The organism is Colwellia sp. F1 (assembly GCF_056238625.1).
This window is the reverse complement of sequence record NZ_JBWDLI010000011.1, coordinates 54,727-74,497: the sequence shown is the minus strand read 5'-3', so window position 1 is coordinate 74,497 and position 19,771 is coordinate 54,727. Positions and strand designations below refer to the sequence as shown.

Annotated in this window: 16 protein-coding genes, 1 pseudogene and 1 riboswitch; of the genes and pseudogenes, 7 read left to right on the top strand and 10 right to left on the bottom strand. The window is 39.7% G+C overall.

What is annotated here, in order from left to right; all coding sequences use genetic code 11:
- Positions 1–6 precede the first annotated feature (6 nt).
- Positions 7–363 (bottom strand): hypothetical protein, encoded by a 357-nt coding sequence (locus AC0UA9_RS11850; protein WP_475660306.1) that lies wholly within the window; start codon positions 361–363, stop codon positions 7–9.
- 104 nt (positions 364–467) lie between these two features.
- Between AC0UA9_RS11850 and ccoG the strand changes: the two genes are divergently transcribed.
- The 3 genes from ccoG to AC0UA9_RS11835 all read left to right on the top strand — a co-directional run bounded on the left by ccoG (position 468) and on the right by AC0UA9_RS11835 (position 3,655).
- Positions 468–1,907, top strand: a complete 1,440-nt coding sequence (ccoG, locus tag AC0UA9_RS11845; RefSeq protein ID WP_475660305.1) for a cytochrome c oxidase accessory protein CcoG — start codon at positions 468–470, stop codon at positions 1,905–1,907.
- 56 nt (positions 1,908–1,963) lie between these two features.
- Complete coding sequence (locus AC0UA9_RS11840) at positions 1,964–2,941, top strand: serine/threonine protein kinase (protein WP_475660304.1); 978 nt, start codon at positions 1,964–1,966, stop codon at positions 2,939–2,941.
- 66 nt (positions 2,942–3,007) lie between these two features.
- Positions 3,008–3,655: a thiol:disulfide interchange protein DsbA/DsbL gene (locus AC0UA9_RS11835; RefSeq protein ID WP_475660303.1), complete on the top strand. Its 648-nt coding sequence runs from the start codon at positions 3,008–3,010 to the stop codon at positions 3,653–3,655.
- Between the two features lie 112 nt (positions 3,656–3,767).
- Here AC0UA9_RS11835 and AC0UA9_RS11830 read toward each other — a convergent pair whose 3' ends face one another.
- From AC0UA9_RS11830 to AC0UA9_RS11815, 4 genes are all read right to left on the bottom strand, one after another.
- Positions 3,768–5,909, bottom strand: a complete 2,142-nt coding sequence (locus tag AC0UA9_RS11830) for an SHOCT domain-containing protein (protein WP_475660302.1) — start codon at positions 5,907–5,909, stop codon at positions 3,768–3,770.
- 119 nt (positions 5,910–6,028) lie between these two features.
- Positions 6,029–6,739 (bottom strand): single-stranded DNA-binding protein, encoded by a 711-nt coding sequence (locus AC0UA9_RS11825; RefSeq protein ID WP_475660301.1) that lies wholly within the window; start codon positions 6,737–6,739, stop codon positions 6,029–6,031.
- 216 nt (positions 6,740–6,955) lie between these two features.
- Positions 6,956–8,467, bottom strand: coding sequence for a DUF3360 family protein (locus tag AC0UA9_RS11820; RefSeq protein WP_475660300.1), 1,512 nt, complete (start codon positions 8,465–8,467; stop codon positions 6,956–6,958).
- 135 nt (positions 8,468–8,602) lie between these two features.
- Positions 8,603–9,058 (bottom strand): thioesterase family protein, encoded by a 456-nt coding sequence (locus tag AC0UA9_RS11815; RefSeq protein WP_475660299.1) that lies wholly within the window; start codon positions 9,056–9,058, stop codon positions 8,603–8,605.
- Between the two features lie 152 nt (positions 9,059–9,210).
- On the opposite strand from AC0UA9_RS11815, the gene recQ reads away from it, so the two are divergent.
- Complete coding sequence (gene recQ / locus AC0UA9_RS11810; protein ID WP_475660298.1) at positions 9,211–11,043, top strand: DNA helicase RecQ; 1,833 nt, start codon at positions 9,211–9,213, stop codon at positions 11,041–11,043.
- A gap of 170 nt (positions 11,044–11,213) precedes the next feature.
- On the opposite strand, the gene AC0UA9_RS11805 is transcribed toward recQ, so the two are convergent.
- Entirely contained in the window at positions 11,214–13,304 is a 2,091-nt protein-coding gene (locus AC0UA9_RS11805; RefSeq protein ID WP_475660297.1) for a TonB-dependent siderophore receptor, read from the bottom strand.
- 208 nt (positions 13,305–13,512) lie between these two features.
- A complete protein-coding gene (locus AC0UA9_RS11800; RefSeq protein WP_475660296.1) occupies positions 13,513–13,815 on the bottom strand; it encodes a c-type cytochrome in 303 nt (100 codons plus the stop codon).
- Positions 13,816–14,098: 283 nt separating this feature from the next.
- Between AC0UA9_RS11800 and AC0UA9_RS11795 the strand changes: the two genes are divergently transcribed.
- Positions 14,099–14,398, top strand: a complete 300-nt coding sequence (locus AC0UA9_RS11795; protein ID WP_475660295.1) for a DUF3630 family protein — start codon at positions 14,099–14,101, stop codon at positions 14,396–14,398.
- Positions 14,399–14,513: 115 nt separating this feature from the next.
- A riboswitch (cyclic di-GMP riboswitch) is annotated at positions 14,514–14,596 on the bottom strand.
- 125 nt (positions 14,597–14,721) lie between these two features.
- Here the strand turns inward: AC0UA9_RS11795 and AC0UA9_RS11790 are convergent.
- A complete protein-coding gene (locus AC0UA9_RS11790; RefSeq protein WP_475660294.1) occupies positions 14,722–15,006 on the bottom strand; it encodes a hypothetical protein in 285 nt (94 codons plus the stop codon).
- Between the two features lie 160 nt (positions 15,007–15,166).
- On the opposite strand from AC0UA9_RS11790, the gene tesB reads away from it, so the two are divergent.
- Positions 15,167–16,024 carry an acyl-CoA thioesterase II gene (gene tesB / locus AC0UA9_RS11785; protein ID WP_475660293.1) on the top strand — a complete coding sequence of 286 codons (858 nt, stop codon included), beginning with the start codon at positions 15,167–15,169 and terminating at the stop codon, positions 16,022–16,024.
- A gap of 491 nt (positions 16,025–16,515) precedes the next feature.
- Here tesB and AC0UA9_RS11780 read toward each other — a convergent pair whose 3' ends face one another.
- Both AC0UA9_RS11780 and AC0UA9_RS11775 read right to left on the bottom strand, forming a co-directional pair.
- Complete coding sequence (locus AC0UA9_RS11780) at positions 16,516–17,430, bottom strand: LysR substrate-binding domain-containing protein (protein WP_475660292.1); 915 nt, start codon at positions 17,428–17,430, stop codon at positions 16,516–16,518.
- A 156-nt stretch (positions 17,431–17,586) separates the two neighbouring features.
- A pseudogene (locus AC0UA9_RS11775) lies at positions 17,587–18,940 on the bottom strand (catalase).
- 243 nt (positions 18,941–19,183) lie between these two features.
- On the opposite strand from AC0UA9_RS11775, the gene ahpC reads away from it, so the two are divergent.
- The gene (ahpC, locus tag AC0UA9_RS11770; RefSeq protein WP_475660291.1) at positions 19,184–19,747 is read left to right on the top strand and encodes an alkyl hydroperoxide reductase subunit C; all 564 of its coding nucleotides are present in this window, start codon (positions 19,184–19,186) and stop codon (positions 19,745–19,747) included.
- Positions 19,748–19,771 lie beyond the last annotated feature (24 nt).

The window sequence follows — 19,771 nt, the reverse complement described above, 5'->3', positions numbered from 1 at the left end:
ACAAATTTATAGCAATTTTGAATACTTGTTAATAGACTTACAGATTTTAGCTTGGTTAGTTGGGTGAAAACTCACACTCGGTGTTTGTGTTTTACAGTGGGTTTGGTAAAAACCTTTTACCTGGCTTCTAGAGCTAGTTATTTCTTCTAGGATAATAACCTCTTCTGCTGAAAAACTATTTAATTCTGGTTTTAAATCAATTAATATCTGATCCGCTTTAAGGCGCACACTGGTGTCACTAAATTCTGCGAAGCCATCTAATAAGGTTTCTTTGGTGCCATTATAAAATTTTGTTACTTCAGGTTGTGGATAAAAATGGAGATAAAGTGCTACGGCAACGATCAAGATCAATATATTTTTCATAAAACCCCGTATATTAGTATGAGCTAATTTATGTTATTCTCTGCAAAACAATAGCATAATAATTATTTTTAGACTAATTCACATCTCTCTTCTAAGGATTTATCGTGAGCATAGACGAAAAGCCATCATCACCGAGTGCTGTAAAAATACCCGTTACTAATGTAGAAATTCATCCGGCTAAAAGTGGTAAAGAGCGCTATAAACCTGGTGACCAAATTTATGTTAGAAAAAGTTCAGGCTTTTTTCAAAAGCTTAGGCAGCGTATGAACTTAGTCTACTTTGCCTTTTTCGCACTTATCCCTTGGTTACAATATAATGGCCATCAGGCTGTATTATTTGACATTAGCGAGCAGCGCTTTACCTTATGGGGCCTAACCTTATGGCCGCAAGACCTAACCCTGCTAGCTTGGTTCTTTATTTTTGGTGCCTTCCTTTTATTTTTTGTCACCACCTTTTTAGGTCGGGTATGGTGTGGCTATATGTGCCCACAAACCGTCTGGACTTTTATCTTTATTTGGTTTGAAGAAAAAATAGAAGGCACGGCAAACCAGCGAAGAAAGCTAAATCAACAAAAAATGAGTGCAACAAAGCTATGGAAGAAAACGCTTAAACATACCAGTTGGCTGTTGTTTTCTTTATTTACTGCCATGTCTTTCGCCGGCTATTTTTCTCCAATGAATGAATTACTTATTAATATAGTTACGCTTAATACCTCAGTAACTATGGCGATCATATTAGCTTTTTTCACCTTTGCCACATACGGTAATGCTGGCTGGATGCGTGAAACAGTATGTTTACACATGTGTCCTTATGCCCGCTTTCAATCAGCAATGTTTGATAAGGACACCCTAACCGTTTCGTACGACAGTAACCGAGGTGAAGCTCGTGGCGCAAGATCAAGAAAACAAGATCCTAAAGAAATAGGCCTCGGCGATTGCATTGACTGTAACTTATGTGTGGAAGTATGCCCTACCGGTATAGATATTCGCAATGGTTTACAATATGAATGTATAAACTGCGGTGCCTGTGTTGATGCTTGTGCCAGTGTAATGAGCAAAATGAATTACGAACCTGGCCTAATTCGTTATACAACCGAGCACGAGCTCGACGGTAAAAAAGTTAACATTATTCGGTCAAAATTGGTTGGCTACGCGATTGTGTTAGTTATTATGAGCACAATGTTGATTATGGAAGTCGTCAACCGAGTGCCACTATCCCTTGATGTTATTAGAGATAGAACTGAGCTCGCTAAAGAGAATTTTAATGGTGACATAGAAAATGTATATACTTTAAAAATACTGAATATGTCACAAACTGACAACACTTATAAGGTTTACGCTACCGGTATTGAAAATAGCCAATGGCACGGTAAACAAGAAGTTTTAGTGCAAGCTGCGACCGCTTATACATTGCCCATTAGTATTTCTGTTGACCCTTATGAATTAGATGGCTATATGACTGATATTACCTTTACGGTTGAGCAGATTTCTCCAGAAGGTGATGCAAAAATTGAAAGTGAAAGCCGCTTTTTTAATAAGCGATAAACTTAGCTAAACCGGGTGCTCCTCCTAGCGCCCTAACAAAAAGTGAATGAGTATACATGGCACAGTTTGATTTTAAATCGCTTTCCCCCGACACTATTATTGATGGCTTAGAGAGCGTAGGTTTTAACGTAGACAGTGGTTTACTCGCACTGAACAGTTATGAAAATCGGGTTTATCAGTTTCATGACGAAAAATTAACGAAATACGTTACTAAGTTTTATCGGCCTCAGCGTTGGCAACTCGCGCAAATTCAAGAAGAGCATGATTTCTCTTTTGAACTTGACGAGCAAGAGCTCCCTATCGTTGCACCATTAAAAATAAATGGTACCAGCTTATTTGAACATCAAGGATATCATTTTGCTGTATTCCCCTGTCGAGGTGGTCGAATATTTGAAGTAGATAATTTAGACCAGCTTGAATGGATGGGTCGATTTATTGGCCGTATTCATGCAGTTTCTGCGCGAAAACCTTTCATACACAGGCCTAACTTCACTGTTGACGAAATGCTGTATCAAGCCAGCGACACAATAAAAAACAGTGGTTTTGTACCCAAACCATTGCTTACGCCTTTTTTTTCAATATTAGAACAAGTGATAGAAATTGCTGCCAAACAATACCAAGTAAAACAGCAAATACGCTTACATGGTGATTGCCATGCAGGGAACATTTTATGGCGCGATGAAGGCCCTCACTTTGTTGATTTAGACGACTGTCGCACAGGGCCTGCCATTCAAGATTTATGGATGATGCTCTCAGGTAGCAGACAACAACAATTGTTACAACTTGACACCTTATTAATGGGTTATGAAGAGTTCTTTTCATTTGAATCTTCACAGCTTACTTTGATAGAATCATTAAGAACTATGCGCGTAGTTAATTATATGGCATGGTTATGTAAACGTTGGCAAGATCCTGCTTTTCCAAGAAACTTTCCTTGGTTCGACACACCAGAGTATTGGGAACAGCAAATATTAATGCTAAAAGAACAAATGTTGGCACTACAGCAGCCGCCATTAAGTTTATTACCAGCATAAACACCGATTTACCAATGCTTTCTTTCATTGCAACATCAATTAACTATCAAGAGATTAGGACAAAACATGAAAACAATGCAACGCTTATTTATGGTGTTATTAATGCCCCTTTTAGCTTTTTCAATCACTGCTAGCGCAGCAAAGTACACCGAAGGTAAGCAATATACCAAAGTCAGTGAAACCGCCTCAAAAAATACTGAAGTGCGTGAGTATTTTTCTGTTTATTGTGGTCACTGCTTTAAATTTGAACCTATTATGCATGATATAAAAGAAGCACTGCCTGCTAATGTTAAATTTGAGCGTAACCACGTTGATTTTATTCGAGCAGCGTCACCTGAAATACAACAAATGATCTCCAAAGCCATTGCGACGGCTGAGCAGCTTGAAAATGGCGACAAGTACATTGGTGCAATCTTTAATTACATTCACCTACAACGCGCTATCATTAGTAATGAAAAAGATCTGCGCAATATTTTTGTCCTAAATGGTGCTGATGGCGCTAAGTTTGACAAGTTAATGAAAAGCTTTAGCGTCAACGCTCATGCAAAAGCGATGAAGAAGCACCAAGACAACATGTCTAAAACTCGCGCTTTAACCGGTGTTCCAACAGTAATAGTGAATGGTAAGTACCGTATCAATTCGGGTGAGCTAGATAAAAGCAACCCCGAAGCAGACTTTAAAAACTTGGTGCAGTACCTGTTAACGATTAAGTAATGTAATAAAGCCTAGCCTTGCATTAAGCCGTCAGGTTTTAGTGCAAAATGCGCAGGTTTTAGCCTAGTGTTGTAGTATCAAAACTATAGCCCAATACTACAACTAGGCTAAGTTAGCTCGATAACCCACGTAGTAATTTTTCTTTGCTTTGACTAAACTCTTCCTCTGTTAAGAATCCTTGCTTCTTTAACTCAACTAGCTTTTCTAGCGCGCTGACCAAGTCAGTATTAATGGTTGCGATACTGGCATCTTTGCTCTTTTCCGCGACTATACCCTGAGCACTTTTATGCTTATCGTTAACTTTTTCGGGTGTTTTACTGTTTGATGCTGGAGCAAAGTTTTCATTTTTATAAACAGTTAAGCGGTTGACTGCCGCTTGCTCATGTAATGACGCTTTCTTTTGTTTCGCCGTAAAAACATCCTTTTCTGCTGCTAGCATTATGCTCGTTTTGCTTTGCCTTGAGCCAGTATTCGCAGGGTTAATTTTGCCAGCTATTAACCAACACCAATCGATTACCTCTTCAATGACAGCGCTATATGATTTTTTAGTCACACGGTCACTACCTTTGCGCATATATAAACAAACGGTATGGCACTTTTGCTGTTTAGTGGTGAAAGACAGGTTAACTTGCCGCATTTTGTCATTAATCATTTTGTCGATTTTTTCTTTGATAAAAATAGCGCGTAAGTCTTGCTCTTTATTATTATCAAAACCATGGTTGTTGTTTCGATCAATAACATTAATTATGGTGTCATTTAACTTCACTGCAAACGTGGTAACTTCTGCTATATCAACAAGGGTATCTATGTTTTTATGATGCCGGTGATAAAAACCTATTTGCTGTTGCGACTCACTTAGCGCTATCTGGGCAAATTGTTTCCTGACAATGGCTTTTGCCGAAAATCTATTGCGCTTAATTAAATAAAGCAGAACTAAAACAATCAATAAAAAAACAAGCACAAGATAAATACTGTTATTAGGCTCGGTTTTAGCCTTATTAGCAACACTGTTATTTGTCGGTGCTATATGAGGTTGATTCATCAGTTTTTTAGTTACTTGCAGCACTTTTCCCTGAGTTTTATCAATAACTAATACTTCACCATCACGGTCTTTACCCAAGGATACTTCACTATCGTGCGCTAATTGCGCGGCGGTAAATTGCCACTCTTTTTGTAAATTAGTATCCGCTGGTATTGCACTTAACGACTGGAGCAACCAACCTTGCTTGCGATGAACCAACAGGAGTAACTTATTGCGTAAGCCATTGAGGTTACTTCCTCGATACAATAATACGCTTTCAATCGGTTGATCACTTTGGTAAAGCACATTTTTTGGGGCCTGTTTACGCCAGTCCTTATTAGGAGCGGTTAATGATAATAAAAATTTATCCTTGTATTGATGAGACAACAAAATGTCGTCGGTATTTTTATCTGGCCAAATAAATTGTGATATCTCTTGCCCGCCAAATAAATATATTTCGTCTTTAATGGCCTGATCTTTTACATAAGGATTAGAGGTTGGCACTGTAAAGCTTCGTAAGCCGAATTTTGCGGGGTTTATACGTAAAATTACTCCAGAATAGAGTGGTTGTTGCCATTTTTCATCACCCGTTAACGCAATGTAAAGCAAGCCAAAGCCTTCATTCCATGATTGAGTATAAGGGTTAAATGACATTTGTTTAATGGTAACACTATGGTCTGGTACCGCTATGCGTAATACTTCCCGCTGAGTATCAAAATCAATCACTTGATAGCTACTTGAATGAAATTGCCATTCAGTAATAACGGCGTCAAACTCTAGCGGTAAGCCTTCACGTGGTGCTTGTAGCCGTTTAGTTTTGCTTTTTTTATTTAACGTTTCCAGGTGTGCGGTATAAAAAGTACCATATCCGAGTTGGTCTCGTAGCGCAAAATTAGGGTGTAGCACAATGGCGGTTAATGTAATGGCTGGTAAATCTTTACCATGAGTAGCATTTAAGTTTAACACTTGCTGTAACGTTTGCATTTCATCAATAAGATACATTTGAGCAGCCTTATTGATCGCAAAATATTGCTCAGCATTATTTGGTGACGCAACGAATTGTAACCACGGAGAAGGCTTAGCTAACGTTTGCTCTACTTGCACTATTTGATCAAATTGGTAGGCATGTTCTGTTGCTGATGCCTTGATGGTTATAAAGCTTAAAAAGCCCAGTAGTATAAGGAAATACATTAGCGCGTTTATTGATGTTACAGGCTTATATCTACTGTGCATATTTTTCTCTTGATTTAATATGGCTCGCTCAAATGTCTAAAACATAAAAAGGGGAAGTCGATTAACATTAGCAATGACTGACTTACCGTACTCCATGGCATAAGTGGCCTTACATAAAGCTAATCTAATAGATGTACCGCTTTAGCTTCTATAAATTGTCTTTTATCAGCCGTTGCTAAATAACTTAACTTACCCTCAACCACAACATTAACATCAAGTTTAGCGTTTTCAACTAAGTATTGTGCTTGCTTCCCCCAAATGTGTAGTTCTCGCTCTACACTGTGGCTTTGCCATTGCTGCTTATCAATAGCGTAGTATTGATGATTTATCATCATATTCACTTGGGCTAAATGTTTATTATTTTGTGTGGTGATAAGTTTTGGTAGCGAAACAAGCTGACCACTGCATAACACTTGATTAATTGTTTGAGTATAGCCTTTGTTAAATTTTTGGATAAAAGTAGCATGCACAATGAATAGATCTTTGTTGTTTAGCCCATTATTTGCCTGAACAGTAGAGCTTTGCAGAGTGGATGTGTCGCTTTTTAAATTAGTTAAGTAACCTTGCACCAGAAGAATATCGCCTTTATTAGCGGTTAATAAGGCTTGTTCAACAAGCTCTCCTTCAACTTTAATGTGATGATAGCTAGTCCACTCTTTGTACTGATTAGTTTTTTTATCTAGCCACTTGGTATTCGTCGCGAGGGTAATTTCCGTGATTGCAGAGACAGGGTTTGCTCGATAGCGAATATCTGGCTTAGCCACTAGGTTTCCTAACAAGGTAACAGCACACAGTTGTTGGTTTGGCGTAGTTGTTTTTACTTTATGCATAATAAGTTAGCCCTTGTGGCGTTTGGGAGGTTTGCATTATTAAGAGCGTTTTATATTACTAACTCCTTAGTTATATACATAATAGTTTTAAGTTTCAACATTGTATAGATTTAAAAAGCTCACATCCGCGTGCAAGCTTTTACAATATCAACCAATACGGTTAGTCAGCCTACTGCTGTTAAACGTTGTTACTAATGAAGAGTGTTTACCGCCTACCTAGTGACGAAAGCTGGGGACTAATGCCGGAATGCCCGGTAACATGCCTACTGCAGCCATCACCGCGGTTAACACCACAAACATAGCACATGGAATAATCCAGCGATTCATCTGGCTTAATTCCAAGCTTCGCGCTTTACAACCAATTAAGCCAAGATTATCCAGCAACATAGTAAGCGCCCAACCAAAGGCGGGGTTCACTAACGCTGAAGAAAACACCACAATTGCCGCTGACTGTGTTGTTTTTCCTTCACGAGTCATTTCCATCCCTGCTTCAAGTAATGGAATAAATACGCCGACCACTAAGGCGACACAAAGCACAGGTTGCCATATAGCGAGATCCATTGGGTAGCCCCAAATACCTGCCACGATGCAAAACAAGGCAGTTAATAGTGCGCCCGCTGGAATTGGGCGTTTAGCAATTGCTGCCGGCACCACATAAGTTCCCCAAGAAGATGCAAAATTAGCCCCACCGAGTAAAGAGCCAAAGGTTTGACGAATAGAAGCACTGACCATGGTATCGTCAATATCCATTTGCACTTTTTCGGTGCGCGCTGGGTAACTAATTTTCTGAAAGACTTGGTGACCCAAAAAGTCAGGAGACCACATTGCCACTGCCAAAATAGCAAACGGTAATACAACAGCAAAACTTTCTAAGGTAGGCAACCCAAGCATCCAACCTGTATTTTCACCCCACCAATAGCTCGGATTCATGTTAGGTAACCCTGGGCTAGTGACAAACTCAAAGGGTGCGCCCATAGCAAAAGCGATTGTACCGCCTAGTAAGCAGCTTAACGGCACGGCCAACCAGCGTTTTCCTTTGTGCTCAAGTAAGGCATACAATAAAATGGTAGCTAAAATGACTACAAAAGGAATATGTGCCATGCCAATATCCTCTCCCCAAGCAAAGAGTTTTTTAACCTGTGAAGTAGTACCGACAAAGCCAAGGTAAAGTAACAGCCCACCACAAACTCCTTTACTGGTCAGGTTGGCCAGCATACTACCGCCTTTACTCAAAGCTAAAATTAAACCAAACGCACCAATGAGCAAACCAAATGCCATGGGATGGCCGCCCGCAGCAACCACAATAGGAATCAGCGGTATTAATGGGCCATGCGTGCCTGCCAAATTAGCCGTGGGTAATAAAAAGCCTGAAAAAATAATAATAAAAAATGAGACAATTAATAACTCATAACGAACATTTTCTAAGATAAAACTTTCATCAAGCCCTAGCGGTGCCGCAAAGGTTGCCGCTATTGCACCCACCATAACCACTTTGCCAATGGTTGCCGCCATTGCTGGAATCGTGTCTTCAATTTCAAAGCGATAGTCTCTAAAGGGTAAGTTAGGTCGCCAACGTTTAGGCGCCATTATTTGGAGTTCGTGCTTTAAATACTCTTCGCGGCTATTAAATGCGGCACTGGGTTTATGCTGCTGCTCGTAACTCAGTTCATCACTGTTTCTATGCGGCTCGGCTTTATTATTAGGGGTAGATTTTGAGGTGTGATCCATGTTTACTGCCTTTATGCGTGAGTTAAAAATGGTGCGCAAACTAAAAAATGCTAATATAATTTAAGGCAAACATCCTATATTAACAGGGTGCTTATTACTAACAACAAGCCTCACTCTTTAGTCGTAGACGCTCCTTTAACCTACCATATAAGTACCGGTACCAAACGCAATATGTTGACCAAGCTCATTGTGCATTTCCATGCGTGCCACGGCAACTTTACTACCATTACGAATAATATGTGCGGTAACAATAAACTCTTCTCCGCGTCCGGGGCGTAAATAATCAGTACGTAAATCAATGGTGCCAATTTTAGCTAAACTCTGTTGCACTGTTTCAGGCGTAATATCGGGTAATTGTTCGATAATGTTCGCCGCGGCTACCGCACCACCGGCTAAGTCAAGTGCTGATGCTGTTACCCCACCATGGAGAATTTTTTGTACTGGGTTACCAATAAGTTTATCATCCCAGACAAAGCGTACTTCTGCTTCTTTTGCACTAAAGCGGGTAATTTCAAAACCCAACAATTGATTGAAAGGCATATTGTTATTCCAAAAATCAATTAACTGCTGATATATAAGCTCACGATTCATATATAACTCCACTGCAATTTGTTTCAACGCTATCTGGTCGGACTTGTAAAGGATTAGCCTATCATCATTTTTATAAAAAAGGAAAATAATGATGTCACAACACCTTCTCTCAGGTAAAATGAGCGCCACCATGAATTATTAAAGACTGTCCGTTGAATACTGTTACTCTGCCTCCTTCTTCTGCAGCTGAGCACCAAGACTTATTGCTTAGCACACTAAAGCATCACTTTGGTTACGATAGTTTTCGCCCAGGCCAAGCAGAGATTATTAACCAGCTAATGCAAGGAAGAGACTCTTTGGTATTAATGCCAACGGGTGGCGGAAAATCTTTGTGTTATCAATTACCAGCAATACTTTTACCAGGTATTACTATTGTGGTGTCACCGCTTATTTCTTTAATGAAAGATCAAGTAGATAACCTCACACACCAAGGCATTCCGGCAGCCTTTATTAATTCGTCGTTAGACCAACAAACCATTAATGGTATTTTTTCAAAATTAGCGCAAGGTGAAATAAAACTACTTTATGTCGCACCTGAGCGACTCGCAAGTCGCTATTTTTTACAAGGCATAGCTGAGTTACCTCTGAGTATGTTTGCCATTGATGAAGCACATTGTATTTCTCAATGGGGCCATGACTTTCGCCCTGCTTACACACAACTCCATGCACTCAAGCAACACTTTCCTTATGTGCCGGTGATGGCGTTAACGGCGACTGCTGACGTTACCACACGCAAAGATATTCTTACGCAATTGGCATTAAATAACCCATATATCCACTTAGATAGCTTTGACAGACCCAACATTCGTTTTACCTTAGCGCCAAAATATGACGGTGAAAAGCAGCTACTGGGCTATGTAAGAAAGCAAGGTGATGATTCTGGTATTATTTATTGCAACAGCCGCTGGCAGGTAGAAAAGCTCGCTAAATATCTAGCGGCTTGCGGTATTAATTGTGCTGCATACCATGCTGGGCTTGAGGCGGATATTAGGGCCTTAGTGCAAGAAGGTTTCACTAAAGATAATATTCAAATCGTTATTGCCACTGTTGCTTTTGGCTTAGGCATTAACAAACCTAATGTTCGTTATGTTATTCACTTTGAGCCGCCACGCACGTTAGAGTCTTACTATCAAGAAATAGGACGAGCGGGCCGCGATGGTTTACCTGCTGAGGCTTTATTTTTGGTGGCTGAAAAAGATATAAGCCGTATAAAAAAACGCATCAGTGAAGGTGATAACCCACAACGGGTTAACGTAGAAATGCAGCGTTTTTCAGCAATGAATGCGTTTATTGAAGCTCAAAATTGCCGCAGACAAGTCGTGCTAAACTATTTTGCCGAATACACCCAGCAAGGCTGTGGTAATTGTGATATTTGTTTAGATCCACCTAGCCAGTTTGATGCAACAGAAGCGTCTCAAAAAGTATTGTCTTGTGTTTTTCGAATTAAGCAACAAGGAGATATAAACCATGTGGTTGATGTGTTACGTGGTGAAACTAATGATAGGGTATTGAGTCAAGCTCATGATCAAGTATCAACTTTTGGCATAGGTAGCAATAAAACGCCCGGTTATTGGTTTGCCATTATTGGTCAATTAATTCATTTAGGTTATTTACAACAAGACATCGAACAGCAGTCTGCACTTTGTTTAACAGAGGCCTCACGCAGCGTATTAAAAGCAACCGAGCCATTAATGTTGGCGAGCCCTCGTTTACAAAAGGCGAGTTATTGGCAAAGCATAAAACAAGATAAACCCTACGACAGAGTGCTATTTAGTAAGTTGCGTGTACTGAGGAAAAGCATTGCCGACAGTGAAAACATTGCACCGTTTATTGTTTTTAACGATGCAACCCTATCTGAGTTGGCCAGAGTGAAGCCTATAACGTCTAGGCAAATGCTGACCATCAGTGGTATTGGTGATGTAAAGCTATCTCGCTACGGCAAAGCTTTTATTGATTTAATTAAAGAGCACGAGCAAAACTCGTAAACACAACCCTTGTTTACTTCTCGCGGGGTCAGATAACTCAATCTACTAGGTATCAGTGCTTACTTACGCTGAACCCGGCTTAATACATACCTTAAACCGAGTTCACATCAGACTACTTACAGCTATAACAAGGGGTTACTCCGCAAGAAAGCAGTAAGAGATATTAATGCTTAAAATGACATTTTAACTTCTAACTGCGCCATTCGCTCACCACCAATAGTGACATTATTTATCCCACCGCCGGCAAAGTAGTCTGTATCAAGTAAGTTTTCAATATTAAAGCGATAGTCAACTGACACACCTGCAATATCAGTTTTATAGGTAGCACCAAAATCGACACGCGTATAAGCCTCTTTAGTCACCGTATTAGCACTATCTGCAAAGCGCTCACCCTGATAGAAAATACCTGCATTTAACGCTAACTGCGCTGATATTTCATACCTAGACCAGGCAGATGCCGACCATTTTGGCGCGTCGACTGGCGTTTTTCCTTGGTATTGATTGTCTTTTTCATAAACAGCGTCAAGGTACATAGTTGACACCATTAAAAATAGTCTATCGGTTACTGCCCCCTGGGCAGACAACTCAAAACCTTGGTGCTTTTGCAAGCCTGCCTGTGTGGTAATCGTTTCAAAGTCAGGGTCATTCAGTAAGCTTTCTGTAATAGATGTACCGACCTTTTCAATGTCAAAAACAGCGGTTTCTATTAATAACCGATCTGAAACTTGCCATTTTGCTCCGATTTCAACTTGCTCTGAGGTAACGGCCTTAAGTGCCATGCCATGGTTTTTATCCGTATCATTATCAAGCGTTTCTCTTGATGCTGGCTCAAAGCCTTCTGCGTAGTTAAGGTACACTGTTGCTGTATCTTGCGGGTGATATAACACACCTACTTTAGGTACAAAGGAATCGCTATCAGCGTTCTCCTTGTTTTGCTGATCAAAACGGCCACCCAATACAACTTGCCAATGCTCAGTTATCGTCACTAAATCTTGAAAGTAAAAGCCATAGTAATCATATTCAGATGTGCTTAATGTATCATCGGTATGGTAACTAATATTGGGTTTTATTGGCGCTAGTTGTCCAGGAACATACACCACAGTTGGCGCCGTGGTTTTTAACTGCCCATAATAGTAATCAAGGCTATTTATACCAATTAGCACTTGATGATCCATTGAGGCCAATTCAAACTCACCGGTTAAATCAACGTATGCTGTTTTAAATTTCCAGTCGTCAAATCGGTCATAAGGCTTAGAAGAATAACTATCCCCTTCGACATAGTCAGCAGGTTTTTGAGGAGAGGATTCAAAACGCTGGCGTTCAAATCTTTGCTCGTTGTACCCTAATTTTACTGTCCATTGTGGGTTAATATAGTAGCTTGCTTTAGCACCAATATTATTAACGGTAATATCAGTAAATGCCCATGAAAAGTCATAAATATTTTCTTTATTACCTAGTAAATTACCCTGACTATCTAACCAAGCACCTGTATCTAAACCAGCTTTATCATTAGTTTGGTCATAGTAAACATTAAAAGTTAGCTTGTCGGTTACCTGATAATCTACAATGATGGAACCAAGAAAGCGATCGCGCTCACGTTCAACTCCATGTTGATATTCACGCGTGTAGTTGGCATCTTGCTTCACCAGCACACTCCGAAATGCTAAATCATCAAAAATTTCACCACCAGCATCTAGCATAAAGCGTGATGAGCCGTTTTGATCCATGTCGGCACTAAAATCAAATAAAGGCTTGGCTGTTGGCTGTTTGGTTACCATGTTAATCAAACCACCCGGCGCAGATTGACCATATAATATACTTGAAGGACCTTTTATTATCTCAACACGCGATAATGTTTCAATAGGTTGCTGATAGTGTGACCAATGTTGGTGACCATCGCGTAAGTAGCCATTTGAAGAGCTTAACTCAAAGCCACGTGAATTAAACACCTCACGGTTACGCTGCTTTGACCCTGGAGACATACTCGCATCATTAGAAAGTACTTCGCCTAAGGTGGTCGCTAATTGTTCGTCGATAATAACTTCAGGAATGACGGTTACGGCTTGTGCAGTTTCTAACAATGAAGTGTTGGTACGTGTTGCACCGGATGCGCTATCAATTTGGTAGTCATTGAAATAAGTGCCGCTTACTTCAATGTGTTCAATGTCTGGGGTTTCTGGCTGTTCAGCATTGGCAGTTTGGCTGAATGTTAGCAGTGCGATAGAAACCGCCGCAGTTACAGATAGGTGTTTTGTTGTCATATATTTCCGCACATATTGATGAATGTTGTAAAATCGCGCGGAATTATATATTAATCACAAAAGGTAATGCAACACATTCTCATTTAGATTGGCGTTTATGATAAAAACTTTGATCTCCAACAGTAAATTAATGCCATACATGGTATTAATTGATTAAAAAAAGCGCTAAAAGCGCTTTTTTTAATAAATAATAAACACCGGTTTACTTTTATTTTAAGCTTGCGTAGTAAGCGCTTAAGTCAGCCATGTCTTGCTCGCTTAACGACGCAACCATGCCTTTCATAACCGCATCAGTACGTGCGCCTGATTTAAAATCTTTTAATTGCTTGGTCAAATACGCTGCATGTTGCCCTGCTAGATTAGGGTACATTGGAATAGGTGAAATGCCTGCAGGGCCATGACATGCTGCACACATCGCTGACTTACCTTTACCAGCTGCTGCATCACCAGCAGCAAAAGCTGGAGATGCCATCAATACAGTGGCTGAAAGTGCAAGGATCAGTTTTTTCATAATAATACTCTCTCTTTGTTACGTTAACTTTAGGATTAAATTTCAAAAATCAGTATAAATAAAATAAGGTAAGCTGTCGTCAGCTTTTCGCCTATTAAGTGATTAACATCAAATTCTCACTGTTACTTTCAACTGTTATACTAACAAAGTTAGGCTAATTTTATAACTTTAGCCATATATTAATTTATTCGCCACACGCTACGATAGGCATATTAATTGATAGCTTGCACCTGCTAAAATAAAATACTACCTATTGTATGACGGCCAATTTTATAAGGTAATGATGATAAACAATACTATAAACACTGTGACTTATGCTGATGAAAAAATAGCGATTGTTTTTAGTGAGCAATGGTTTCAAGAAGATATAAGTGTGCTTAAAGCGCTGCTATTAAGTAAGGTTCACGAATGTGTTATAAAAGAAACAACACTGGGCGCCGACCGAGAAGACATCCGTTTTTCTTGGCTTGACGCTGAGTTTTCATTAAGTTTTGATTATTATAGCCAATCTTGCTGGTTTAGTGCGCAAGATGAGTTAAGTACGATAAAAATTGAGCCGCTGTATCAACTCATTAGCCGCTAACGATTGGTATGTTAATAACATGAAATGGATATTAAACGGCAAGGGAAGCCACGCAAAGTAACCTGAGGGAAACAACAGACTGTTTTAACGTAGACGAGCCCCCACTACATCTAGTTTTTGCAGTACCGCTGTCATAGGTTTCCCCGTAGACCGGTTACTTTGCGTCTCTAGCTTTCGCTAGATTTGCCCTTGGTGAGCTGCTAATAGCTCAAAATCATTATAACCATCCTGTTCTATTTGTAAACAAAAAGAGGGGTATTTTGGTCAACCATATTAAGCATTTAAACAGATAATTGGTAAACCCTTGTTTTAAAAAATATTACCTAAGTCCTGTACGTTACTTTAGGTGCTGTATCAACCTTACCTTCCTGAGAAATTGTTGTAATTTGCCCATTGTAAAACATAAACGCTAAATTACCCGCTTTACTCTGACGAATAAAGTTCAGTTCATAACCCAGTTTTATTAAGCTCTTTACCGCAACTTCTTGTGCTGATGATAACAGACGAAGTAAGGCTTCAGGTGTTTTATGTTTTTGTACACGCCTTTCTAATAGTGCGGCTCTGGGTCTGGCAAAGTGCATAAGCATCTCAAGTGTTAGCCTAATCATTTTCTCTCAAGGTAAAGACAAATTATCTTAAATTGTTTTATTCAGCAACACTTATGTAACAAAAAAGCTGTTATTATAATACAAACAAAGGTGTAAAATAATGACACTTTGCACTGAATTAAGTGATTAAATTATTATTAACAAGACTGAGTATAAAACCATGAGTGTTGTATTAGATGAACTACTAGCTTTACTTAAGTTAGAGGTAATAGAACAAGGAATATATCGCGGCCAAAGCCAAGATTTAGGTTTTAGAGCTTTATTTGGAGGCCAAGTAATGGGCCAAGCATTATCGGCAGCCCAAGAAACAATAGACGAAAATCGTTTTGTACATTCACTTCATTCTTATTTTTTACGTGCCGGCGATGCGTCAAAACCCGTAGTGTATGAAGTAGAAAATATTCGCGACGGCGCAAGTTTTAGCACCCGTAGAGTACAAGCAATACAAAATGGCAAAGCTATCTTTTATATGACAGCTTCTTTTCAGCGGCCTGAAGAGGGCTTTGAGCATCAAGATACTATGCCAACCGTACCAGGCCCTGAAGGCATTCCTTCATACCATGATTTTATCGCCAAATACCAAGCAGCTCTACCACAGGCAATACGTGAAAAACTGTTAGCCGAGAAACCCATTGATATCCGCCCTATTCAACAATATAACTGGCTCCAACCTGAAAAAGCTGACGCTAAATGCCAAACATGGCTAAAAACCAATGGTAGCTTACCTGATGATTTACGCCACCATAGTTGTATGCTTGCTTATGCGTCTGACTTTCAGTTTTTACCTGCGGCTTTAATGCCACATGGTGCGAGCCATTTTACCCCTAATTTTCAAATCGCTACGGTTGATCATGCTATGTGGTTTCACCGCCCTTTTCGATTTGACGACTGGTTGCTCTACTCTATCGACAGTCCTTCCGCGAGCAACGGCCGAGGCTTGGTACGCGGGCAAATATATAACCGTCAAGGCGAGTTGGTTGCCTCAACCATGCAAGAAGGGGTTATTAGGCAACGATAATTGAATTAAAAACCAGCTAATAAGTTCAAGCTTTATTGAGTGAAACCTTTTTAGAATAAGTCGTTAATATCAACATCATAATCAATAGCGTTTATAATACAGCCAGTTGCTCTAAGTAATGTATATATAGATAAGGTCATATTAATAAAACTTTTTAATTGACCACATATAAATTAATTTAATTAGGATATTAAAGAGTGTAATGCACTGATTAAATTATGTTACTTAGCTAAAGTGGCGCTGGCCGCTATTCATAGCCAAATCACTTACATTGACACACTTGATCCCCATAATAATTATTTGGATAATTACAGTCAACTCGTGCTTTTTTAGCCGCCTTAGTGCCTAATATAGCTTTTAAATTGTGAATAATGTTTTTCATCATAGTAACCTCTTGTTTGTCTGATAACCATAATGACCAAACACTTTAATTGAGTAAATACAAATAAATAGAGGGCTATGTTCTATTTATTCGATTACTGTTCTTAAAGTCAGCTACCCTTAACCGAGACTTTCTGGGTTAACTGCGCCTTAAAGATATCTTTTAGCAGGGATATTTCATCTGTTCTCACATAATTCGGTCGAATAATTAAGGCTATTTTACGGTGTGGTCCCGGCTCATTTAAATGAATAGCACATAACTCTGATGCATTGTAAATTAACTGATCCAGTGCCATTTCGGGCACTAAGGTTGAGCCAAGTTTTCCGGCAACCATTTGAATTAGCGTATATAAACTGGCCGAATCAAAATCTGATTCTTGCTTATTATTAGGTAAACTACAGGCGGCCAAGGCATGCTCTTTTAGGCAATGTCCTTCCTTTAATAACATTAATTTCTCAGCTGTTAGTTGCTCACTAGTGATCTCTTTTAATTGATTTGGACACTCATCTTTATGGCTCACCCAATAAAAGTCTTCTTGCCAAAATTCAAACGGCAGCAAGCCATCAATAGCATAAGGCAGAGCCAGAATTGCTGCATCAATATTACCGTTTCGCACCATTTCAACTAATACATGCGATTGCTCTTCAATTATTTTTAATTTAAAGCCTGGGTACTGCTTACGTAACTCTGGTAACACTTTAGGCAATAAATAAGGGCCTATCGTGGGAATAATACCAATAGTCATCGGGCTGACAAAGGGTTGCTGGGTTGCTTGTGCTATTTGTATCAGATCATCTACTTCAAGTTTAACGCGTTTAGCTTGATCTAAAATTACTTGCCCTTTATTTGTCACTAATACCTTTTTATTATTACGCTCAAAAATAAGCATACCTAACTGCTTTTCCAGCTCATTAATAGCTGTACTTAATGCCGACTGCGAGACATTACATGCCTCAGCCGCATTTTTGAAATGTAAGGTTTGCTCAACTGCTAGCGCATAATGTAATTGTTTTAATGAAATCATTCGTCTCTATAATCAGTGGTATTGAACGTCTATGACATTCTCATTAATATTTTAGTATATTGTCATATTGTCGCGTTAATATACCCCCAATAGCAACTCCCCTTTTAAGTCACAGGAGGCATTGCTATTGAATAAACTTTAACAGTGTGTTGCTAGTTATAAACCTAACGCTGCTTTGATGCCCTTGCCGTAATCTGCATCAGCAGCACTACAGTGCTTAATGTGGCGTAGTTTTATCTCATCTGGCACACCTGCCATAGAAGCCGCGGTATTATTAAATAACGCTTGCTGCTGCGCCATCAATTGCTAAAGGTGGCTCTGAAAAATCAGCTTGCTCTGCCCATTCACCTTGGCTGTTCGGCTCATAACCAACAGTTGCACCATAGTTGCCATCGGTACGCATTTGCCCGTCTCGATGATAGCTATGTACAGGACAGCGCGCGGCATTAACCGGAATATGGTGATGATTCACACCAAGGCGATAACGCTGTGCATCTGCGTAGGAAAATAATCGCCCTTGTAGCATTTTATCGGGCGAGAAGCCGATGCCAGGCACTATATTGCCTGGGTTAAAGGCTGCTTGTTCAACATCAGCAAAATAATTTTCTGGGTTACGATTTAACTCCATTACCCCAACGTCTATTAATGGGTAGTCTTTGTGCGGCCAAACTTTTGTTAAGTCAAAAGGATTATACGCCACTGTTGCTGCCTCATTTTCTGGCATAATTTGCACTTTCAGTGTCCACTTAGGAAAGTTCTGTTGTTCAATCGCGTCAAATAGATCTTTTTGATGGCTTTCTCTATCTTTTCCGACCAACACTTCCGCTTCTGCATCGGTCAAATTTTTAATACCTTGCTGTGTTTCTAAATGAAATTTCACCCAAAAACGTTCATTATTTGCATTGATAAAACTAAAGGTATGGCTACCAAAGCCATGCATATGTCGGTAACTTGCTGGTAAACCGCGATCACTCATCACAATGGTGACTTGATGTAATGCTTCAGGTAATGAGGTCCAAAAGTCCCAATTATTAGTTGCACTACGCCTATTGGTTTTTGGGTCGCGTTTAACAGCATGGTTTAAATCGGGAAATTTTAACGGATCACGCAAAAAGAACACCGGCGTATTATTACCCACTAAATCCCAATTACCTTCTTCGGTATAAAATTTAATAGCAAAACCACGAATATCTCGCTCTGCATCTGCAGCCCCACGTTCACCCGCAACGGTGCTAAAGCGGGTAAACAGTTCGGTTTCTTTCCCTATTTCAGCGAATATTTTTGCGCGCGTGTATTGGGTAATATCGTGTGTTACCGTAAATTTACCAAATGCTGCAGAGCCTTTCGCATGCATACGTCTTTCAGGTATCACTTCACGATCAAAGTGTGCCAGCTTTTCTAAAAACCAAACATCTTGTAAGAGTTGTGGCCCTTTAGGCCCAGCAGTCATTACATTTTGATTATGCGCCACAGGGCAACCTGATGCTGTAGTGAGCTTCTTATCTGTCATCGACTTATTCCTTACTCGTTGGGGTGATTAAGCTTCTTAGTCTTTCAGTTTTTTACCTCTTTAAACCTAGCCTATTCTGGAGAAACCGCCACTCATTTACATTCTATTTATTAGATGATTGAATTCAATTTAATCAATTTTACCTATACCAAACCAAGTACTATTATACCTCCATCGAAAGCAAAACGGCTTTCAATGCAAAACCCTTAATCACAAATTGACATTAATGAAGAGGAAAAAATCATGGCTCAAATAGGCAAGTTAATCCCAGAATTTACAGCACAAGCATTTCACAATGGTGAGTTTGTTGAAGTAACATCAGACAGCGTTAAAGGCAAATGGTCTATCTTTTTGTTCTACCCTGCTGACTTTACTTTTGTTTGCCCTACTGAATTAGAAGATATGGCGAACCAGTACGCTGAACTACAAGATTTAGGTGTTGAAGTATACGCAGTATCCACTGATACACACTTTTCCCACAAAGCTTGGCATGATTCGTCTGAAGCAATTGGCAAAATTAAATTCCCAATGCTAGGCGACCAAACAGGCAACATTACGCGCGGTTTTGACGTAATGATTGAAGAAGATCACATGGCTCACCGTGGTACTTTTTTAGCAGACCCAGACGGTATCATTCAAGTGGCTCATATTCATGCCGGTGGCATTGGCAGAAGTGCTAAAGACATGGTGCGTAATGTTAAAGCGGCACAATATGTTCGTGAAAACGATGGCGAAGTATGTCCTGCGGCTTGGGAACAAGGCGAAGCAACCTTAACACCAAGTTTAGATCTGGTCGGTAAAATCTAACGTTACTCATTCACTTTATCTTCT

Bases quoted from the DNA above. Each gene is read 5' to 3' on its own strand.
- AC0UA9_RS11780 (WP_475660292.1), bottom strand. From the start codon at position 17,430: ATGATTTCATTAAAACAATTACATTATGCGCTAGCAGTTGAGCAAACC.
- AC0UA9_RS11815 (WP_475660299.1), bottom strand. From the start codon at position 9,058: ATGAATCGTGAGCTTATATATCAGCAGTTAATTGATTTTTGGAATAAC.
- tesB (WP_475660293.1), top strand. From the start codon at position 15,167: ATGAGTGTTGTATTAGATGAACTACTAGCTTTACTTAAGTTAGAGGTA.
- AC0UA9_RS11795 (WP_475660295.1), top strand. From the start codon at position 14,099: ATGATAAACAATACTATAAACACTGTGACTTATGCTGATGAAAAAATA.
- ahpC (WP_475660291.1), top strand. From the start codon at position 19,184: ATGGCTCAAATAGGCAAGTTAATCCCAGAATTTACAGCACAAGCATTT.
- AC0UA9_RS11835 (WP_475660303.1), top strand. From the start codon at position 3,008: ATGAAAACAATGCAACGCTTATTTATGGTGTTATTAATGCCCCTTTTA.
- AC0UA9_RS11830 (WP_475660302.1), bottom strand. From the start codon at position 5,909: ATGCACAGTAGATATAAGCCTGTAACATCAATAAACGCGCTAATGTAT.
- AC0UA9_RS11800 (WP_475660296.1), bottom strand. From the start codon at position 13,815: ATGAAAAAACTGATCCTTGCACTTTCAGCCACTGTATTGATGGCATCT.
- AC0UA9_RS11805 (WP_475660297.1), bottom strand. From the start codon at position 13,304: ATGACAACAAAACACCTATCTGTAACTGCGGCGGTTTCTATCGCACTG.
- AC0UA9_RS11825 (WP_475660301.1), bottom strand. From the start codon at position 6,739: ATGCATAAAGTAAAAACAACTACGCCAAACCAACAACTGTGTGCTGTT.
- AC0UA9_RS11790 (WP_475660294.1), bottom strand. From the start codon at position 15,006: ATGATTAGGCTAACACTTGAGATGCTTATGCACTTTGCCAGACCCAGA.
- AC0UA9_RS11820 (WP_475660300.1), bottom strand. From the start codon at position 8,467: ATGGATCACACCTCAAAATCTACCCCTAATAATAAAGCCGAGCCGCAT.
- AC0UA9_RS11840 (WP_475660304.1), top strand. From the start codon at position 1,964: ATGGCACAGTTTGATTTTAAATCGCTTTCCCCCGACACTATTATTGAT.
- AC0UA9_RS11850 (WP_475660306.1), bottom strand. From the start codon at position 363: ATGAAAAATATATTGATCTTGATCGTTGCCGTAGCACTTTATCTCCAT.